We start from the raw sequence: 17,630 nt of genomic DNA, 5'->3' as shown, positions 1-17,630 counted from the left end.
TTGCGCGGTACCTTCACTTCGCTCGTCTGCCTGACGGACCGGCGGCGCGAGGACGGCCCGTGACGCAGCAGATGTGTCAGCGCCCGCTACCTATTACGACAGCGTTGAGATGTAATCGAGATCATGAACCATGACTTTATGCCAGCTCATTTCTTATTGAGCTGGCTGCATAAATCACTGGAGAGTTTATTATGACAACAGCTAATCAAGTCTGTACTTCACGAGTGGTCCATTTCCTCGCGAGCAAAGAACCGATGGTATTGCGATTATCGGTGATTATTATTTTCCTGGTTTTTGGTGTGGCGAAGTGGTTTGAATTCGAAGTTCAGGCGCTGGAACCCATATTTATAAAAACATGGCTGAGTATATTTCCCTACTTCCTCGGTCTCCATGGCAGCAGCTATTTCCTGGGCGTAGTAGAGATGACGACGGTTATTCTGCTCATCGCAGGCTTTAAACGTCCACTGTTAGGTATGATCGGCGCTGGATTGTTGATACTTACCGGGTTAGTTACCTTAAGTCTGTTACCGCAGTTAGGCGGACTCGATTCGTTTATTTTTAAAGATATTATGGTGGTGGCGATTGGTCTGACGTTACTGAAGCGCGATTTAATCCGTTGGAAAAACAACCTCTAACAGCTACTCTATAACGCATGTTTACTCTCGGGCATTTAAGAGGGCTTTATGAATAATGTTTACGTGATACTGGCGATATCCATCGTCGCTGAGACGATTGCCACAACCATGATGAAGGCCTCGCAAGGATTCTCACGCCTTATTCCCAGCGTAGTTGTGGTAATAGGTTATGCCATTTCATTTTATGGATTATCTCAAGTGGTTAAACAGATGAATGTCGGCATTGCTTATTCTATCTGGGCCGGAATGGGTATATTTTTGGTGTCGGTCATGTCTTATTTTTTCTACAACCAGAAACTAGATTTCGCTGCAATGGCGGGCTTGATGTTAATCGGGTTAGGCATTGTGGTAATTCAGGTTTTCTCCAAAACCATTCTGCATTAATGAAGTAATAACAGGGAAGCACAGGCTTCCCTGTTAGCGTTAAGGGATAATGCGTGCTGCGCAAACAGAGCAAAGAACATCTCATCCGTTGCCTGATAGCCGTTAAAACCCGCGCGCCGTATTTTACTGCCGTCACCAAACATGTCGTAATTCCAGCCAAAGACAAAATCGGCAAACTGCCCATCATTCAGCTGCAAGATATCTGGCTCTATCAGCTGATGTTCTATAGCGATGGTTTGCCATAGCGCGCGGTAATCCTGAAACAGCTGAGAAAACGACAGATTCACCGCCGGCGAGCTTTCCAGTTCAAACCACCGGGCAATCGCGCGCTGCCGACCACACCGGGACGCAAGGCGTGCCAGTGCCAGCTTTTACCGCGCTGAAAGTCACTTAGCCAACGCAGCTGTTGCGCATTGAATTCGGCTCCCGCGACGCCGGGATCGCTTTCGCGCGCGGGCGTTTTGAACGGTCCCAGATGCGCGCCATAAACTTTGTATCCCTGCATCAAACTGACGCTGCGCAACTGCGCGCTTTTATCGATGTTAACCACCAGATTGCGCAGCATCGTCACGTTGGGTTCGACCATTTCACGCCAGTTGGCAGCATTCAGCCACGCGCTGTAGAAAATATGCGTGACCTGATTGAGCGGGGCCAGCGCCTGTGCACTGTGCTGCGCATCCAGCAGATCGACATGGATGAAAGGGATATTCTGCGTTGAGATTGCAGGCTGGCGCGTCAGGCCGATCACCTGCCAATCCTGCTGACGCAGCGTTTTTACCAACTCACTGCCGACAATGCCGGTTGCGCCCGCGACCAGCGCGACGTGATGTGTTTGCGACATGATGATTCTCCTGTGAACAAGACAGGCACAGTGTTATCTATTATTTTTATTGCTGATATCCCACTATCCAGATGCCACTTATCAGAAAAATCATTAAATGAATAATAAACTCAACGCCATCAATACCTTCCTTCGCGTGGCGGAAGCCGGATCATTTTCGGCAGCAGCGCGCCTGAGCGGGATGAAGCAATCCGCCGTGAGCCAGCAAATCGCGGCGCTGGAGGAGGAACTCGGCATCGTGTTGTTGCACCGCACCACGCGTGCGATGAAATTGACCGAGCAGGGCGAGCGATACTTACAGCAGATGCAGCCGCTGCTGGCCGCGATGCAGGACGTTGAAAGTCAGTTGCGCCCGGCGCAGCAAGCGCTGCAAGGCAGCGTGCATATCCAATTACCCAGCGGATTAGGCCAGCGCTTGCTGCCGCCTTTGCTGGGGCTGCAACGCGCGAACCCAGAACTGCATCTGACCATCGCGCTCGACGATCGCGTGGCCGAACTGGTGAGTGAAGGCGTGGATATCGCGTTGCGCCTGATTGAAATGCCGCCGGAGATGTTTCCGGCGAGATTACTGGCGCGTATTGAAACGCCGCTGTTTGCTGCGCCTGAGCGGGTACGCGCAACACCGATTACCTCGCTGGCAGAGCTGGCCGCGCATCCGCATGTTCGCTTTAGCGGTATCGACAAACAGGCACCGCTGCGTCTGATATCCAACCAGGAAACCGTCGCGCTAACCGTGAATACCGTGTTTCGCGCCAACAGCAGCGAAGGGTTGTTGCAGGCGCTGCAGGCGGACATCGGCGTCGGGGGCATGCAGTTACCGCTGGTGCAGGAGGCATTAAAATCAGGTTCGCTGGTACGCATCTTGCCACAATATCGTCTGCCAGACCGTTTTCTCTACGCGGTATTCCCCGATGCGCGCTTTATTTCGCGGCGCGTCAAACGTGTGGTGGAAGTGATCAAACAGGTTGTGGATGCGTTAATTCCTGCGGCTGATTAAGCCGCTCTCCATTGTGGCGCATGGCTGCGCCATTTTTGTGCTTCTTATCGCAACCGCTGCATTGTAAAGAAACATAAGTATTCGATCTTGTATCCAAGAGCGTATCCCATCTGGCCTGGCCGCTAGCGCCCTCATTTATGGAATTTTCTGGCACGCAAACTGCAACGTTTCCGATAAGTGATAAATCGGGAGTATTCGCATGTTTGATGCACTGTTGGATGAAGATGCCACTACGCTGGCGGCGTTAATCCGCGGCGGAGACGTTTCGGCGCAGGAAGTGACGCAAGCCGCCATCAATCGCATGGAGCAGCGCGAGCCGCAGATTCAGGCGTTTTGTACCGCTACGCCAAAGCTGGCGCTGCAACAGGCGGCCGCTGTTGATGCAAAACGCGCGCGCGGCGAAACGCTGGGGGCGCTGGCGGGCGTTCCGCTGGCGGTGAAAGACCTGATTTGTACCGCAGGCGTGAAAACCACTTCTGGATCGCATGCCTACGCTGATTTTGTCCCGGAAGAAGATGACATCACCGTTGAGCGCCTGCTGGCGGCCGATGCGGTGCTGCTGGGGAAAACCACCGCACCGGAGTTTGGCTATAGCGGCGTTGGGCACAATCCACTGTTTCCATCACCGCGTAATCCGTGGGATCTCTCTAAAACGCCGGGCGGATCGAGCGCCGGTTCCGGTGCGGCATTGGCGGCGCGCCTGTGTCCGATTGCGCTGGGCAGCGACGGCGGCGGTTCGGTAAGAATTCCCGCCGCGCACTGCGGCGTGTTTGGTCTGAAGGCGTCAATGGGGCGCGTACCCTTATGGCCGGGCTGTCGCGACGAGCGCTATCCCGGCGTTTCCAGCTGGGAGTCGCTGGAGCATATCGGCCCGATGACGCGTTCGGTGCGCGACAGCGCGCTGATGATGTCGGTGATGGCGGGGCCGGATATGCGCGATCGCCACTCGATTCCCTGCAACGACGTGGATTGGCTGGCCTCGCTGGAAAAACCGCTGAGCGGTCTGCGCATCGCTTTCAGCGCGGATTTCGGCTACATCGCCGTTGATCCCGAAGTGCGTGACATTGTCACGCACGCCGCGCGTCGTTTTGCCCGTGAGCTCGGCGCTGAACTGGATGAAGTGGATCCCGGTATCGCCGATGAAGGTGCCACCTTTGCCGCGCTGGTGGCTTTTGAGAGCGATCTCACCGGCATGCGTCACATGCACGCTGAACTGGGTGCACGCATGTCACCGCATCTCAGTGCCATGCTGCAACGCGACTGGCGCGCTGAAACCTTTACCGACGCCAATACCACACGCAAAAAGCTGTGTAACCAGATGTGGCGCTTTATGCAGCATTACGATCTGCTGCTGTCGCCGACGCTGGCGGTGCCGCCGTTCCCGCTCAATATGCAGGGACCCGAGATCATCGATGGCCGCATGGTGCGCAGCGATCACTGGCTCTCATTCTGCTTCCCGTTCAATTTCACCGGCCAACCGGCGGCGTCTGTTCCTGCGGGCTTTACCGCCAGTGGATTGCCGATTGGCATGCAAATCGTGGGTCGTCATCTGGACGATGGCCTGGTGCTGGCGGCGAGTGCCGCGTTCGAGCGCATACAACCCTGGAATCACATCACACCTGTTTCAATCGGAGTTGCCCATGACTAACAAAAATTCACCGGCTTTAGAGCAGGAGTTCGAGCATGAACCGGTTCCGCTCAGCCATCGCCACTCGACGGGTTCGGTATCGGCGGTGTGGTTTGGTTTCCCGATGATCCTCACCAATGCGCTATTTGGCGGCATCATTACCTGGCATCTCGGCTTCTGGCCGGCGCTGATTGCCATTCTGCTGGGAAATCTGGTGCTGTTTGCCTATGTGGGTGCGCTGAGCTGGTTCGCCGGTAATACCGGCATGAACTTCGCGCTGCAGGCGAAACGGACCTTTGGCACCAAAGGCTACATTTTGGTTTCGGGCTTCCTTTCTACTGTAGTGATCGGTTGGTACGCCTTCCAGACCGGGTTAACCGGCACGGTGATTAATCAAACCTTTGGCTGGAATGCACTGGCGGTGACGGCGTTTGCCATGGTGCTGTATACCGGCATCACCTTCCTCGGCGTGCGCGCATTGTCCGTGCTCGGCGTGATCGCTGCGCCGCTATTCGTGGTGTTGGGATTGGTGGCGCTGTGGCTGATCAGTAAGGATCACGATTTCAGCACCATCACGCAGTTTACCGGCAGCAGCAGCGCAGTGGGCGCGATGAGCATGGGCACCGCCGTCACCATGGTGGTAGCTGGTTTCGCCGATTCAGGCACCATGACGGCAGATTTCACCCGCTGGTCAAAAGACGGTAAATCGGCGGTGATTGCCGCGTTCTCAGCGTTCCCGGTGGCGAACGTTATCTCTTATCTGTTTGGCGTCGTGATTGTGGCGGTGGGCGCGGCGGTTGATCCGGCGAGTAACGGCGGCAACTTCCTGCCAATGCTAATGGGGCACGGCATGCTGCTGTCGGTGATTGCCTTCCTGTTTGTGTTTATCAATCTCGGTTCGGTGTGTACGCACTGCCTGTATAACGGCGCAGTCGGCTTTAGTCATCTGTTCAGCAGCAAAATGCGTCTGTGGACGGTGATCCTCGGCGTGATCGGCGGGGCGCTGGCGCTGGCTGGCGTGTGGTCCTATTTCCTCGAATGGCTGAGTTTGCTCGGCATCGTGGTGCCGCCGTTTGGCGCAGTGATGATTGTTGATTTGATCTTCATGGTCAAAATCAGCGAACAGCGCCAATTGCGCCGTATGCGCGGCAGCGCCTTTGCCGCCTGGGCGATTGGTAGCTTGTGTGCGGTGATTGCGCACATCGCCTTCCCACAGTTCGGTGAAGCGGTGATTGGCCTGGTGACTGCTGCCGCCAGCTATACGCTGATTGTGAAACTAAAAGGTGAAAGCACAGTAACGGTGATGGAGGAAAAAAATGCCTGATTACGCCATTGATTCAACCCCTTACTCGTGGCCGTATGACGGTCGCTGCAGCCCGCAGGATACCGCATTGATCGTTATCGATATGCAAACCGATTTCTGCGGTAAGGGCGGTTACGTCGATAGCATGGGCTACGACATTGCCTTAACGCGCGCGCCTATCAAGCCGCTGCAGCAGGTGCTGGCAACGATGCGCGAGTTGGGCTTCCCGATCATCCATACGCGCGAAGGGCATCGGCCGGATTTAAGTGATCTGCCTGCGAATAAGCGTTGGCGATCCAGACGCATGCAGGCGGAGATCGGCGCGCCGGGTCCGTGCGGGCGCATTCTGGTGCGCGGTGAACCGGGCTGGGAAATTATCCCGGAACTGGCGCCATTGCCGGGAGAAGTCATCATCGATAAACCGGGCAAAGGCTCGTTTTACGCTACCGATCTCGAACTGATTCTGCGCAGCCGCGGCATTCGCAATCTGATCATCAGCGGCATCACCACTGATGTCTGCGTCCACACCACGCTGCGCGAGGCTAACGATCGCGGTTTTGAGTGTTTGGTGTTGTCAGATTGCTGCGCGGCGACGGAGCTGAAACACCACGAAGCGGCGCTTAGCATGATCCATATGCAGGGCGGAATTTTTGGTGCCGTAGCCAGTTCGCAGACCTTGCTGGCGGGATTAATTAGCAAGCAAACGGTTGAGGTGGATTAGCTCTTTAACCACTTTTCGTAGTGCTCTGGCCACGCCATGGTCGGCGTGCCGGGCCTGCCCATACCAAATCCATGTCCGCCGCTGCTGTAGCGATGCATCTCAACCGGCACATGCTCACGCTTACAGGCGTCAGCCATAATCAGCGTGTTATGCGGATCGGAGATCGGATCGTCCTCTGCCTGCACCAGAAAGAAGGGCGGCGATTGCGGATTGACAAACTCCTGCACTGACCATGCGGCGTTTTCACTGGCGGGCGCGTGGTTGCCAACCAGCATTTTATGGGTTGAAGTGTGGGTGTAAGGCGCTTCCAGCGTAATGATGGGATAGATCAGCGCCGCGCGATCGGCCGTGGCGGGCAGGTTATCCAGGGCATCGGTTGCCCTGTAAGATCGAAAATCTGCTCGCGTGACCGCCATACCGAGCAGATGACCGCCAGCGGAAAAGCCCAACACGCTGACATATTTTTCCCGTTGCCGCACCAGGCGCAGCGCGCGCTGTGCATCCTGCAGTGAAACCATCGCACCATCTTTCCAGCCTTCATGCGGTAAACGATAACTCAGCACATAAACGGTATATCCGCGCGCCGTCAGCCAAGCTGCGGCAGGCCAGGCTTCTTTACCCATTTCAATGCGCGAATAGCCGCCACCTGCGGCAATCAATACCGCGCGACCATTAGGCGAGGGCGGCGTTAATAAGGTGAGTGTGGGCTGCACGATATTACGCTGCGCGCCTTTGGCTGAAATCACCAGAGCGCCAGCAGGACCGCCACCGCCCGGCGGTAAATCTGGCCATAGCGGCAAGATGTGGGTTGTTACGTGTTTAGAAGCAGCCCAGATTAGCCCGCTGCGCACTGTCAGCGTGGAAAGAGTGAGATACGACAAAAAATGGCGGCGCTCCATGGCAGCTCCTCATGAAATTGGAGATTTATTGAAGCAGAAAAACCAGCAGAAAAGATGAAAAGGGCGTTGCTATGTATGAACAAATGCGACGGGAAAAGCATTAGGGTTTGTAGTTACAACATACTTTTAATTGTTTTCTTAATCGTGAACCTGGCAGCAGTGCGGTTGTCGTTGTGACAGTGAAGCGCGGCTATAGATGCTACGACGAAAGTGACAATGGCCTTGGCTGCGTCTGGTACTTCGATTGGTGCTAATGATGCGGCGATCGCCAGACATGCCATTGCGGCAGGCACAATTTTAGTCCCTAACAATACTCGGGAATTCGCTCGGGTAGTTGATTTAGATCTTCAGGATTGGGCTAGCTAGCCACCAAAGAAAAGGGCGACCAACGTCGCCCCCAAATCAACCTCAACCACGCATCGGTTCAGCGCGGACCGGTTTATCACCGGCAACAAAGTAATCCGCTTCGCTACGCGGCAGCGGCTGTCGACCACGAATGTTATCTGCGATTTTCTCGCCGATCATGATGGTCGTCGCGTTCAGGTTACCGGTGATGATCAGCGGCATGATTGAAGCATCTACCACGCGCAGGGCTTCAACGCCGTGAACGCGGCCTTCACCATCGACGACAGACATCTCGTCGTTACCCATTTTACAGGTGCCACACGGATGATAAGCCGTTTCGCCGTGATTTCGCACAAACTCATCTAACTGCTCATCGGTCTGGCAATCCAGGCCAGGGCTGATCTCTTTACCGCGATATTTATCCAGCGCCGGCTGGTTGATGATCTGGCGCGTAATACGAATCGCATCGCGGAACTCCTGCCAATCCTGCTCATGTGACATGTAGTTGAACAGAATCGCTGGATGGCGACGCGGATCGCGTGATTTCAGGCGTACATGACCGCGACTCGGTGAGCGCATCGAACCAACGTGGCATTGGAAGCCGTGCGCTTCCACCGCGTTTGAGCCGTTGTAGTTAATCGCCACCGGCAGGAAGTGATACTGAATATTCGGCCAGCTGAACTCTTCACGGCTGCGGATAAAGCCGCCGCCTTCAAAGTGGTTGCTGGCGCCGACGCCGGTGCCATTAAACAGCCACTCCGCACCGATTTTCGGCTGGTTCCACCACTTCAAGGCCGGGTAGAGCGAAACTGGCTCTTTGCACTCATATTGCAGGTACATTTCGAGGTGATCCTGCAAGTTCTCACCCACGCCCGGCAAATCATGCACCAGCGGGATATCGAACTGTTTCAACAATTCAGCGGATCCGACCCCGGAACGCTGCAGAATCTGCGGCGAGGCGATGGCTCCGGCGCACAGCAGCACTTCACGACGTGCATGCGCCTGGTGCGAGGTATTGCTAGAACCCAGCAGATACTGCACGCCAACCGCGCGTTTACCTTCAAACAGAATGCGGTCGGTGGTCGCATGGGTAACGATTTTCAGGTTCGGACGGGTTTTCGCGGTATCGAGATAACCGCGCGCGGTGCTGGAGCGGCGACCTTTCGGCGTCACAAAGCGATCCATTGGCCCGAAACCTTCCTGCTGATAGCCATTAAGGTCATCAGTGCGCGGATAACCTGCCTGCACGCCGGCTTCAATCATCGCCGCGAACAGCGGATTATTGCCAGGTTTACAGGTGGTGATGCTCACCGGACCTTCGCCGCCGTGATAATCATTGGCACCGATATCGCGCGTTTCTGATTTGCGATAGTAGGGCAGGCAGTTCAGGTAGCTCCAGTTTTCCAGACCAGGCTCCCTGGCCCAGTTATCGAGGTCCATCGCGTTACCACGGATGTAGCACATGCCGTTGATCAGCGACGATCCGCCCAAGCCTTTACCGCGGCCGCACTCCATGCGGCGGTTGTTCATGTACGGCTCAGGTTCAGTTTCATACGCCCAGTTGTAGCGTTTTCCCTGCAGCGGGAACGCCAGCGCCGCAGGCATCTGCGTGCGGAAGTCGAAGCGGTAATCTGGGCCGCCCGCTTCTAAAAGCAGCACATTGACGCTGCTATCTTCGGTCAGTCTTGTTGCCAAAACGTTCCCTGCGGATCCGGCTCCGATAATGATGTAATCAAATTCCATTAGTCGTTCCTCAGGTTAAAAGCCAAAATTAAAATACGGACTGAAAACGGGTCATTTCGAGCTGCACAGATTTCACTTGCGTGTAGTTTTGCAGCGTCATCAGGCCATTTTCACGGCCCACACCCGAATGTTTGTAACCGCCCACCGGCATTGCGGCGTCAGATTCGCCCCAGGTATTGATCCAGCAAATGCCCGCTTCAATCTGGTGAATTACGCGGTGCGCGCGGTTAAGATCCTGGGTTACCACACCGGCCGCCAGGCCAAATTCGGTAGCGTTGGCGCGGCGAACCACTTCTTCTTCGCTTTCATAAGTCAGAATCGACATCACTGGCCCGAAGATCTCTTCACGCACAATAGTCATCTCATCGCGGCAGTCGGTGAACACGGTCGGTTCCACCCATGCGCCGTTATCGAAAGCCGCACCGCTCAGACGTTTACCGCCGCACAGCAGGCGCGCACCTTCGCTGATGCCGGATTCAATAAAGCGCATCACGTTGTCGCGATGCGCGAAGCTCACCAGCGGACCGAAGTTGGTATCTGGATGGTTGAGATCGCCGGCCTTAATACGCGCCACGCGCTCAGCGATTTTGGCTTCAAACGCCGCTTGCAAATTAGCTGGGATAAACACGCGCGTGCCGTTGGTGCAAACCTGGCCCGAGCTGTAGAAGTTCGCCATCATCGCGATATCCGCGGCGAGATCGAGGTCAGCGTCATCGAAAATGATCAGCGGAGATTTGCCGCCCAGCTCCATGGTGACATCTTTCAGCGTCGAACCGGCCGCATTGGCCATCACTTTCTTACCGCTGGCAACGCCGCCGGTGAAGGAGACTTTATCGATGCCCGGATGATCGGTAAGCAGCTGGCCGGTGACCGCGCCGCGACCGTTCAACACGTTGAACACGCCGTTCGGCACGCCCGCTTCAGTATAGATTTCCGCCAGTTTCAGCGCGGTCAGCGGCGTGACTTCGCTGGGTTTGAAGATCATCGCGTTACCGGCGGCCAATGCTGGCGCGGATTTCCACAGCGCGATCTGAATCGGATAGTTCCACGCGCCGATCCCGGCTACCACGCCCAGCGGTTCGCGGCGGGTGTAAACGAACGAGGTATCGCGCAGCGGGATCTGCTGGCCTTCCAGAGAAGGAATCAAGCCCGCGTAGTACTCGAGCACGTCGGCACCGGTGACGATGTCCACGTATTGGGTTTCGCTCAGCGGTTTGCCGGTGTCGAGGGTTTCCAGCGCGGCCAGTTCGTCATTGCGCTCACGCAGAATATCGACCGCACGGCGCAGAATGCGTGAACGTTCCATCGCGGTCATCGCCGCCCAGATTTTCTGGCCTTTTTTCGCGGCGGCAACAGCGCGATCAACGTCTGCGCGTTCCGCTTCATGCACGTCGGCCAGCACTTCGCCGTTCGCCGGGTTGATGGTCTGGAATGTGTTACCTGCCTCAGCGGGAACCAATGCGCCATCAATATAAAGGTGTTGCTCGGTGAATCGGGACATGATTTCTCCTTCCTCAGTGATTCTGGTCAGCCAATTGCTGACGAATGAATTGGGTGGTGAGCTGTCTGGCGATAGCCAAATCGAACGGTTTGCCACTGAGCGCCGCGCGCAGCCACAGGCCATCAATCAATGAAGCGAGGCCATGTGCCGCCAGACGCGCCTTTTCACGCGGGATAACGCGACGAAACTCGGCTGCCAATGTGGAAAACAGGCGCCGGCTGCTCACGCGTTCTAAGCGGCCCAACTGTGGCTGATGCATGCTGCTGGCCCAGAAATCCAGCCAGGCTTTCATTGCGGCGCTGTGCACCTGCGAATCATCAAAGTTGCCTTCCACAATCGCCAGCAGGCGCGCTTCCGTTGTGGCGTCTGCTAGCGGTTTTAACCTTGCTGCTACCGCATCACGTAGCTGACGTGTTACGTCACGCATCGTGGCTTCCAGCAGACCGTTCTTGTCTTTGAAGTAGTGGCTAATGATGCCTGTCGATACGCCAGCACGTCGCGCAATCTGCGCAATGGTGGCATCGTTGATCCCGACTTCGTTGATGGTGCTCAGGGTCGCATCAATCAGTTGCCGACGACGTATCGGCTGCATTCCCACCTTTGGCATAACACTCCAGCTCCACTTCAATCTTAGAACACTATTAAAACTTTTTTTGATTGCACGTTCAATATAAAAAAGAAATTTGTTAGGATGCTGTGCTTGGATTGTTACAAAAACGAAGCGGGGAAGCGAAGGGACTCAGCGGATGCGTATGCACGCGCATCCCACGAAAACCGCATTTTGCCTCGTCGGGATGCCGTTAATGGCGATCTTCGCGAGCTTCTTTGGCACGTACTACAGGAAATTAACCAGAGGTAATCGATGATTAATCCACCTGCCAGTGAAAAAGACAGAATCAATCCTGTGGTGTTTTACACCTCCGCCGGACTGATTCTGACATTTTCACTTGTCACGATTTTTTACAGCGAACTCGCTGCCAGCTGGCTTCTGACCGCCGTTAACTGGGTCACCTCCACGTTTGGCTGGTACTACATGCTCGCTGCCACGCTGTACATCGTGTTCGTCATCTATATGGCGTGTTCGCGCTACGGCGCCATCAAGCTGGGGCCGGAGCAATCCAAACCCGAGTTCAGCTTGCTGAGCTGGTCGGCGATGCTGTTTGCCGCCGGCATCGGTATTGACCTGATGTTCTTCTCGGTTGCCGAGCCGGTAACCCAATATATGCAGCCGCCAGAAGGTGCAGGGCAGACCATGGAAGCCGCGCGTCAGGCGATGGTATGGACGCTGTTCCACTACGGCGTCACCGGCTGGTCGATGTACGCATTAATGGGCATCGCGCTCGGCTACTTCAGCTATCGCTACAATCTGCCGCTCACCATCCGTTCGGCGCTCTATCCGATTTTCGGCAAACGCATTAATGGCCCGATTGGTCACACGGTGGATATCGCCGCGGTGATCGGCACCATCTTTGGGATCGCCACCACGTTGGGAATTGGTGTGGTGCAGCTGAACTACGGCCTCAACGTGCTATTCGATATTCCGGAAGGTTTCACGGCGCAGGCCGCGCTAATTGTGCTGTCGGTGATCATCGCCACCATCTCAGTAACATCCGGCGTGGATAAAGGCATCCGTATTCTTTCTGAGCTGAACGTCGCGCTGGCGCTGGGCTTAATTCTGTTCGTGCTGTTTATGGGCAAATCCGATTTCCTGCTCAACGCGCTGGTGCTGAACGTTGGTGATTACGTCAATCGCTTTATGGGCATGACGTTGAATACCTTTGCCTTCGATCAGCCACGCGAGTGGATGAATAGCTGGACGCTGTTCTTCTGGGCGTGGTGGGTTGCCTGGTCGCCGTTTGTCGGTCTGTTCCTCGCACGTATCTCGCGCGGTCGTACCATTCGTGAGTTCGTGTTGGGTACGCTGATTATTCCGTTCACCTTTACGCTGCTGTGGCTGTCGGTGTTTGGTAACGCGGCGCTGTATGAAATCATTCACGGCGATGCCGGCTTTGCGCAGGAAGTGATGGCGCATGCCGAACGCGGCTTCTATAGCCTGCTGGCGCAGTATCCGGCGTTTAAATTCAGTGCTTCGGTGGCCACCATCACCGGCATGCTGTTCTACGTGACGTCGGCGGATTCCGGTTCGCTGGTGCTGGGTAACTTCACCTCGAAGCTGAAAGACATCAACAGCGATGCACCGAACTGGCTGCGTATCTTCTGGTCGATTGCGATTGGTGTGCTGACGATGGGCATGCTAATGACCAACGGGATTTCTGCCTTGCAAAACGCCACGGTGATCATGGGCTTACCGTTTAGCTTTGTGATCTTCTTTGTGATGGCCGGGCTGTATAAATCGCTGAAGGTGGAAGATCACCGCCGCGCCAGCGCCAGCCGCGACACTGCGCCGTACATTTCGGCCAGTAACGATCGCCTGAGCTGGAAGAAGCGCCTGTCGCGTCTGATGAACTATCCGGGCACGCGTTATACGCAGAAGATGATGGAAGAGGTGCTGTTCCCGGCGATGCAGGATGTGGCGAAAGAGCTGGAGCTGCGCGGTGGACGTGTATCGCTGGAGCGTGCCGAGCCAGAAGAGGGGCAGCCGCTGGGCCACCTTGATCTGCGCGTGTTGCTGGGCGAGGAGCAGGATTTCGTTTATCAAATCTGGCCACAGCAGTATTCGGTACCGGGCTTTACCTATCGCGCACGTAGCGGTAAATCGACCTATTACCGCCTGGAAACCTTCTTGCTGGAAGGCAGCCAAGGCAATGATTTGATGGACTACAACAAAGAGCAGGTGATCATCGATATTCTCGATCAGTACGAACGTCACCTGAACTTTATCCATCTGCATCGTGAAGCGCCGGGCAGCAATATGACCTTCCCAGACGTATGATCTCAGCCAGGTGCGCCGCGATGCGCACCTGGCACTTTCTCCGATCGCAGCTACACTTTCACGCTGATTAAACGGGGGATGAAATGAAATTAGGCTTTGCTTGTAAGTATCTGGATCAACAGGCTAAACAGCCGTATCCCTTCAAAAGCACCACCCGCACGCGCTTTCTCGGCCTCGATGATGAATCACGCATCACGCTGCTGAACCAGCTGGCGCAAAACAATCTGCAAAATCTCACTCTCACGCTTGAAAAGCTGGCCACGCAGCCCGACGCGCTGCGCATGATGCGCATCGGCAGCGATCTATTGCCGCTTTACACGGTGCCGCATGCGACTCAGCTGTACGGTGAATTATTGCCCGATCTTACGCCGTTACTGCGCCGCTGCGGCGAGCTGGCGCGCGCTAATAATATTCGGCTTTCATTCCACCCCGGCCAATATACGGTGCTGGCCTCCGATAATGACGGCGTGGTCGATCGCGCGATTGAGGATGTGGAGTATCACGCCACCTGTGCGGTATTAATGGGTTATGGCCGACAGTTTCAGGATTTCAAAATCAACATCCATATGAACGGCAAAAAAGGCTTTGAGGGATTCCGCGCCGCGTTTCTGCGGCTCACCCCTGAAGCGCGCAATATGCTGACGGTGGAGAATGATGAAATATCCTGTTCGCTGGACGATGTGTTGCAGGCGCGTGAGTTGTGTCCGGTAGTGCTGGATATTCACCATCATTGGGTGAAAGAGAACCACTATATTCAGGCTGATGATGCGCGCATCGCGCTGATAAAAGCGTCGTGGCGCGGTGTGCGGCCAGTTTTGCACTATTCGATTGCGCAGGAAGGTTTGATTCCCGATCACGGTTTCCCGGATCAGCAGGATTTAGCGGTGTCGAAAACCAAACTTCGCGCCCATGCCGATTATTACTTCAATCAAAGCTTAAATGATTGGGCGCTGTCGTTTGATGCCTTCGATATTATGTGCGAAGTGAAGATGAAGAATTTAGCGCGCGACCGTTTGTACGATTATGCAGTCGAGCGCCAGATCATCACGGCGCCGTAATCACAATCGCCACGCGGCGGTTTTGCGCCCGGCCCTGCGGGTTATTGTTGCTGGCAATCGCCGCGCTCATTCCTAAGCCGCGCGTAACGATATTTTCGCGCGGAATTCCCGCGCCTTGCGCCCATTGTGTCGCAACGGCGTTGGCTCTTTTCAACGACAGCTGCTGGTTGTAATCCGCTTTGCCGTAATTATCGGTATGACCATCAATACGCACATGTTTAATGCCGGTCGTCGCCAGATTTTTCGCCATTGTCTGAATGGTGTTTTTACTGGCGGGAGTGAGTTCAGATTCGTTGACGCCAAACAGAATTTTGTCCGACAAACCTAATCCCCAACCTTCGCTATTTTGGCTGAAACCGGCATTACGCATCGCTGCGATCTGTTCATCGCTGAAACGTCCCTTTGCCTGGCAACCGACCAGCGCCAGCACACACACCATCAGGAAAATTTTCATCTTCATCTCCGCACCTTACTCTTTCCCTTATTTTTGTACATGTTCGTATCTGCGCGTTCCAGAATCGACTCAACCGTATCGCCGTGCTGCGACCAGGCGTAGCCAATGGTCACCGAGGTGGAAATCGGAGTGCCTTCAGCAATAACAATTTTCTGGCTGATGGCTTTATTAATATCCTGCATCAGCAACTGCAATTGCGCCTCGCTGGCGCGGCTGCTCACCAGCATGGCGAACTCATCGCCGCCTAAACGCGCGACTAAATCCTGTTTATATGCCAATGCGGAAAGGCGCGAACCAATCGCTTTCAGTACTTCATCACCGGCGGCATGGCCCCAGTTATCATTGATGCTTTTAAAGCGATCGCCATCGAGAAACAGCAAAACAAAGCGCTCTTTCGCCAGTTGCTGATCGAGCAGTTGGGTTAAACGCGCCACAAAGGCGGCGCGATTGGCGAGGCCGGTTAGCGGGTCTTCCAGCGCTTTGGCGGCCAGCGTGCGATTATCGCGGATCAGAGAAGCCTGCAGCGTCTGCATCTCTGTCAGCAACGAGTTGAGGTCATTGGAAAACAGCTGAAATTCGCGCGTCGGGCTTTCCGGGATACGTAAGGAAAAATCACCAGAATGGATCACGTAGTGGATCGAGCTGGTGATATTACGCAACGAGGCAAGTATGCCGCGATGGAGAAATTCACTCAGCAGGAAGGAGATGATTAACACGCACAGCATGCCGCTGGTCAGAATCATCAGCGAATAACGGATGAAATCGGCCGCACCGGTAACGGTGCCTTCCAGCGTCAGCGTACCGACATTGGCTTCCGAGTGGTTAATATTAACGCTGAGCGGTTTAAGATAAATCCACTCACGCAATAATCGCGGATACCAGCCGGTCTGTTCTTGTCGATCATGCCAGTCAACTAAAACAGTGTGATCGTCAGTCACCAGTTTTGCGGAATCGAACATGCCTTCATTGCCGAGGCGCGCGATTTTATTATGCGCGTCGTAGCTGTCTTCAAATACCGTGGCGGCCGTCAGCGTGGTGCTGAGCGTGGCGGCAATTAATTCCAGATTTCTTTTCTCGTAGCTTTTAATAAACAGCAGGGAAGTCGACGAGAGTAGCAGCCAGCACAGCAATAAAATCACCGCAGAGTTGATGGTGCTAATCTTGCGCAGCTTGTTACGAATCGATGATTTGTCATTTAGTGAATTTTCTATTTTCATCTTATTTGCTTCCATTGCGGGACAGCAACAGTACGTCCGGACTCACCTTGACGCCGCTCCTGGCAAGCGAATCAAGGTTGACTGAGAACAGCGTGTGGTCGGGTTTAAAAATCAGGCAGAAGGCGGCGCCAATGGTACATTCCGCATTGTTTTCAGCGAGGGTTAATACCGCCTTACCTTTGAGGTGATTAAAAAGTTCAACCTGTTGTTGCGGCGTCTGATCGCCAAAATAGACCGCATCGCAATGCTGCGTTGCCAGTTCACTTTCGCTGGAGAGATAAACCACGCTAAACGGAACGGCTGAAGGCACACTATTTTGTGGCAATGAGAGATGTCGCGCGGAGGAAAATACGCAGAGTTGCGGCGCGCCGGTTAAACCCGGCCAATGGGTAAAACTAATAATACCGCTGACAATGCGATTGGCTTTATCGTCTTTTATTTCAGCAATTGCTGAGCGAGAAATAAACAGCAGCAGAAATAGGGCAGTTACGACGATTTTGCAGATATGGAGCAGGGAAAGCAGTACGTCGGCTTCCCGATGAAGTTGATGTTTACGTAACATACTGCGTTCCCGAGAGTTCTTCGCATTATTCAGCGCGCAAATAGTAGCACCGCTGCGGTTAAAAATGTACCTACAGTTCGTAGGGCCGATATTCATGGCGACTTTTCTCGCAAAATGCTCACCCGAGCATTCCACAAATTTCTGCGATATTTGTAGACGGCATTGCGCGAAATTATTTTATGGATAAACGACCAAAAAGGGCGCACTTCACCAAAGTGTGATCCAGCACACATTTATCGGCCTGATAACTGCTACGCGTTAAAACGGCTTAAATCGCTGATGCCGGATAAATTAGCGACAAAACCGCATCTTTAACGTGGATTTTCATTAGCCGTGCTTACGCATTTGCGCCACATGCAAACCGCGCGATGAACATGGTTTTCGATTACGAAATAATTCGACATATTTATCGAGGTGAGGCTTTTTCACATTCTGGCAGGATACGCAACA

The 17,630-nt window shown here is 54.5% G+C and carries 15 protein-coding genes and 1 pseudogene; 8 read left to right on the top strand and 8 right to left on the bottom strand.

Features of this window, described 5'->3' with window-relative positions; genetic code table 11:
• Window positions 1–191 precede the first annotated feature (191 nt).
• Window positions 192–635 carry a DUF417 family protein gene (locus tag MWH02_RS09640; RefSeq protein ID WP_217548333.1) on the top strand — a complete coding sequence of 148 codons (444 nt, stop codon included), beginning with the start codon at window positions 192–194 and terminating at the stop codon, window positions 633–635.
• Window positions 636–683: 48 nt separating this feature from the next.
• Complete coding sequence (locus MWH02_RS09635; protein ID WP_008106908.1) at window positions 684–1,019, top strand: DMT family transporter; 336 nt, start codon at window positions 684–686, stop codon at window positions 1,017–1,019.
• Here MWH02_RS09635 and MWH02_RS09630 read toward each other — a convergent pair.
• Window positions 1,016–1,866 (bottom strand): annotated as a pseudogene (locus MWH02_RS09630) (NAD-dependent epimerase/dehydratase family protein). The gene MWH02_RS09635 and the pseudogene MWH02_RS09630 sit on opposite strands and share 4 nt — an antisense overlap.
• Before the next feature lie 91 nt (window positions 1,867–1,957).
• Between MWH02_RS09630 and MWH02_RS09625 the strand changes: the two are divergent.
• From MWH02_RS09625 to biuH, 4 genes are all read left to right on the top strand, one after another.
• Complete coding sequence (locus tag MWH02_RS09625) at window positions 1,958–2,857, top strand: LysR family transcriptional regulator (protein WP_271460472.1); 900 nt, start codon at window positions 1,958–1,960, stop codon at window positions 2,855–2,857.
• A 199-nt stretch (window positions 2,858–3,056) separates the two neighbouring features.
• Window positions 3,057–4,505, top strand: coding sequence for an amidase (locus MWH02_RS09620; protein WP_271460471.1), 1,449 nt, complete (start codon window positions 3,057–3,059; stop codon window positions 4,503–4,505).
• A complete protein-coding gene (locus MWH02_RS09615; RefSeq protein WP_271460470.1) occupies window positions 4,498–5,808 on the top strand; it encodes a purine-cytosine permease family protein in 1,311 nt (436 codons plus the stop codon). The genes MWH02_RS09620 and MWH02_RS09615 overlap by 8 nt, the downstream gene beginning before the upstream one ends.
• Complete coding sequence (gene biuH, locus MWH02_RS09610; RefSeq protein WP_101761567.1) at window positions 5,801–6,508, top strand: biuret amidohydrolase; 708 nt, start codon at window positions 5,801–5,803, stop codon at window positions 6,506–6,508. Before MWH02_RS09615 ends, biuH begins: the two co-directional genes overlap by 8 nt.
• Here biuH and MWH02_RS09605 read toward each other — a convergent pair.
• From MWH02_RS09605 to betI, 4 genes are all read right to left on the bottom strand, one after another.
• Complete coding sequence (locus tag MWH02_RS09605; protein WP_271460469.1) at window positions 6,505–7,407, bottom strand: alpha/beta hydrolase; 903 nt, start codon at window positions 7,405–7,407, stop codon at window positions 6,505–6,507. The genes biuH and MWH02_RS09605 overlap by 4 nt on opposite strands.
• A 408-nt stretch (window positions 7,408–7,815) precedes the next feature.
• The gene (betA, locus tag MWH02_RS09595) at window positions 7,816–9,495 is read right to left on the bottom strand and encodes a choline dehydrogenase (protein WP_101761565.1); all 1,680 of its coding nucleotides are present in this window, start codon (window positions 9,493–9,495) and stop codon (window positions 7,816–7,818) included.
• A 28-nt stretch (window positions 9,496–9,523) separates the two neighbouring features.
• Window positions 9,524–10,996, bottom strand: coding sequence for a betaine-aldehyde dehydrogenase (betB, locus tag MWH02_RS09590; RefSeq protein WP_271460468.1), 1,473 nt, complete (start codon window positions 10,994–10,996; stop codon window positions 9,524–9,526).
• 13 nt (window positions 10,997–11,009) lie between these two features.
• Window positions 11,010–11,603, bottom strand: coding sequence for a transcriptional regulator BetI (betI, locus tag MWH02_RS09585; RefSeq protein ID WP_101761563.1), 594 nt, complete (start codon window positions 11,601–11,603; stop codon window positions 11,010–11,012).
• Between the two features lie 255 nt (window positions 11,604–11,858).
• Here betI and MWH02_RS09580 point away from each other — a divergent pair, with 255 nt between their 5' ends.
• Together MWH02_RS09580 and uvsE are read left to right on the top strand one after the other, a co-directional pair.
• Window positions 11,859–13,889 (top strand): choline transporter, encoded by a 2,031-nt coding sequence (locus MWH02_RS09580; RefSeq protein WP_271460467.1) that lies wholly within the window; start codon window positions 11,859–11,861, stop codon window positions 13,887–13,889.
• Between the two features lie 83 nt (window positions 13,890–13,972).
• Window positions 13,973–14,947, top strand: a complete 975-nt coding sequence (uvsE, locus tag MWH02_RS09575; protein ID WP_271460466.1) for a UV DNA damage repair endonuclease UvsE — start codon at window positions 13,973–13,975, stop codon at window positions 14,945–14,947.
• On the opposite strand, the gene yfiB is transcribed toward uvsE, so the two are convergent.
• Genes yfiB through yfiR form a run of 3 tightly spaced genes read right to left on the bottom strand, consistent with a single transcriptional unit; the run spans window position 14,934 to window position 17,276 of the window.
• The gene (gene yfiB, locus MWH02_RS09570) at window positions 14,934–15,407 is read right to left on the bottom strand and encodes an outer membrane lipoprotein YfiB (protein ID WP_271460465.1); all 474 of its coding nucleotides are present in this window, start codon (window positions 15,405–15,407) and stop codon (window positions 14,934–14,936) included. The two genes, uvsE and yfiB, sit on opposite strands and share 14 nt — an antisense overlap.
• Window positions 15,404–16,618 (bottom strand): diguanylate cyclase DgcN/YfiN, encoded by a 1,215-nt coding sequence (gene dgcN, locus MWH02_RS09565; protein WP_271460464.1) that lies wholly within the window; start codon window positions 16,616–16,618, stop codon window positions 15,404–15,406. The genes yfiB and dgcN overlap by 4 nt, the downstream gene beginning before the upstream one ends.
• Before the next feature lies 1 nt (window position 16,619).
• Complete coding sequence (gene yfiR, locus MWH02_RS09560; protein ID WP_271460463.1) at window positions 16,620–17,276, bottom strand: regulatory sequestration protein YfiR; 657 nt, start codon at window positions 17,274–17,276, stop codon at window positions 16,620–16,622.
• Window positions 17,277–17,630 lie beyond the last annotated feature (354 nt).

The sequence above is a fragment of the Pantoea leporis genome (assembly GCF_028048155.1).
In the GTDB taxonomy this organism is placed as follows: domain Bacteria; phylum Pseudomonadota; class Gammaproteobacteria; order Enterobacterales; family Enterobacteriaceae; genus Pantoea; species Pantoea leporis.
Note: the sequence above shows the minus strand (reverse complement) of the source record. Positions and strands in the feature narration are given on the sequence as shown.

What these genes read in the sequence shown, in the direction of transcription:
- MWH02_RS09625 (WP_271460472.1), top strand. Translation starts at nt 1,958, where the DNA reads ATGAATAATAAACTCAACGCCATCAATACCTTCCTTCGCGTGGCGGAA.
- MWH02_RS09605 (WP_271460469.1), bottom strand. Translation starts at nt 7,407, where the DNA reads ATGGAGCGCCGCCATTTTTTGTCGTATCTCACTCTTTCCACGCTGACA.
- betI (WP_101761563.1), bottom strand. Translation starts at nt 11,603, where the DNA reads ATGCCAAAGGTGGGAATGCAGCCGATACGTCGTCGGCAACTGATTGAT.
- MWH02_RS09615 (WP_271460470.1), top strand. Translation starts at nt 4,498, where the DNA reads ATGACTAACAAAAATTCACCGGCTTTAGAGCAGGAGTTCGAGCATGAA.
- biuH (WP_101761567.1), top strand. Translation starts at nt 5,801, where the DNA reads ATGCCTGATTACGCCATTGATTCAACCCCTTACTCGTGGCCGTATGAC.
- betA (WP_101761565.1), bottom strand. Translation starts at nt 9,495, where the DNA reads ATGGAATTTGATTACATCATTATCGGAGCCGGATCCGCAGGGAACGTT.
- MWH02_RS09580 (WP_271460467.1), top strand. Translation starts at nt 11,859, where the DNA reads ATGATTAATCCACCTGCCAGTGAAAAAGACAGAATCAATCCTGTGGTG.
- MWH02_RS09620 (WP_271460471.1), top strand. Translation starts at nt 3,057, where the DNA reads ATGTTTGATGCACTGTTGGATGAAGATGCCACTACGCTGGCGGCGTTA.
- uvsE (WP_271460466.1), top strand. Translation starts at nt 13,973, where the DNA reads ATGAAATTAGGCTTTGCTTGTAAGTATCTGGATCAACAGGCTAAACAG.
- dgcN (WP_271460464.1), bottom strand. Translation starts at nt 16,618, where the DNA reads ATGAAAATAGAAAATTCACTAAATGACAAATCATCGATTCGTAACAAG.
- yfiB (WP_271460465.1), bottom strand. Translation starts at nt 15,407, where the DNA reads ATGAAGATGAAAATTTTCCTGATGGTGTGTGTGCTGGCGCTGGTCGGT.
- MWH02_RS09635 (WP_008106908.1), top strand. Translation starts at nt 684, where the DNA reads ATGAATAATGTTTACGTGATACTGGCGATATCCATCGTCGCTGAGACG.
- betB (WP_271460468.1), bottom strand. Translation starts at nt 10,996, where the DNA reads ATGTCCCGATTCACCGAGCAACACCTTTATATTGATGGCGCATTGGTT.
- yfiR (WP_271460463.1), bottom strand. Translation starts at nt 17,276, where the DNA reads ATGAATATCGGCCCTACGAACTGTAGGTACATTTTTAACCGCAGCGGT.
- MWH02_RS09640 (WP_217548333.1), top strand. Translation starts at nt 192, where the DNA reads ATGACAACAGCTAATCAAGTCTGTACTTCACGAGTGGTCCATTTCCTC.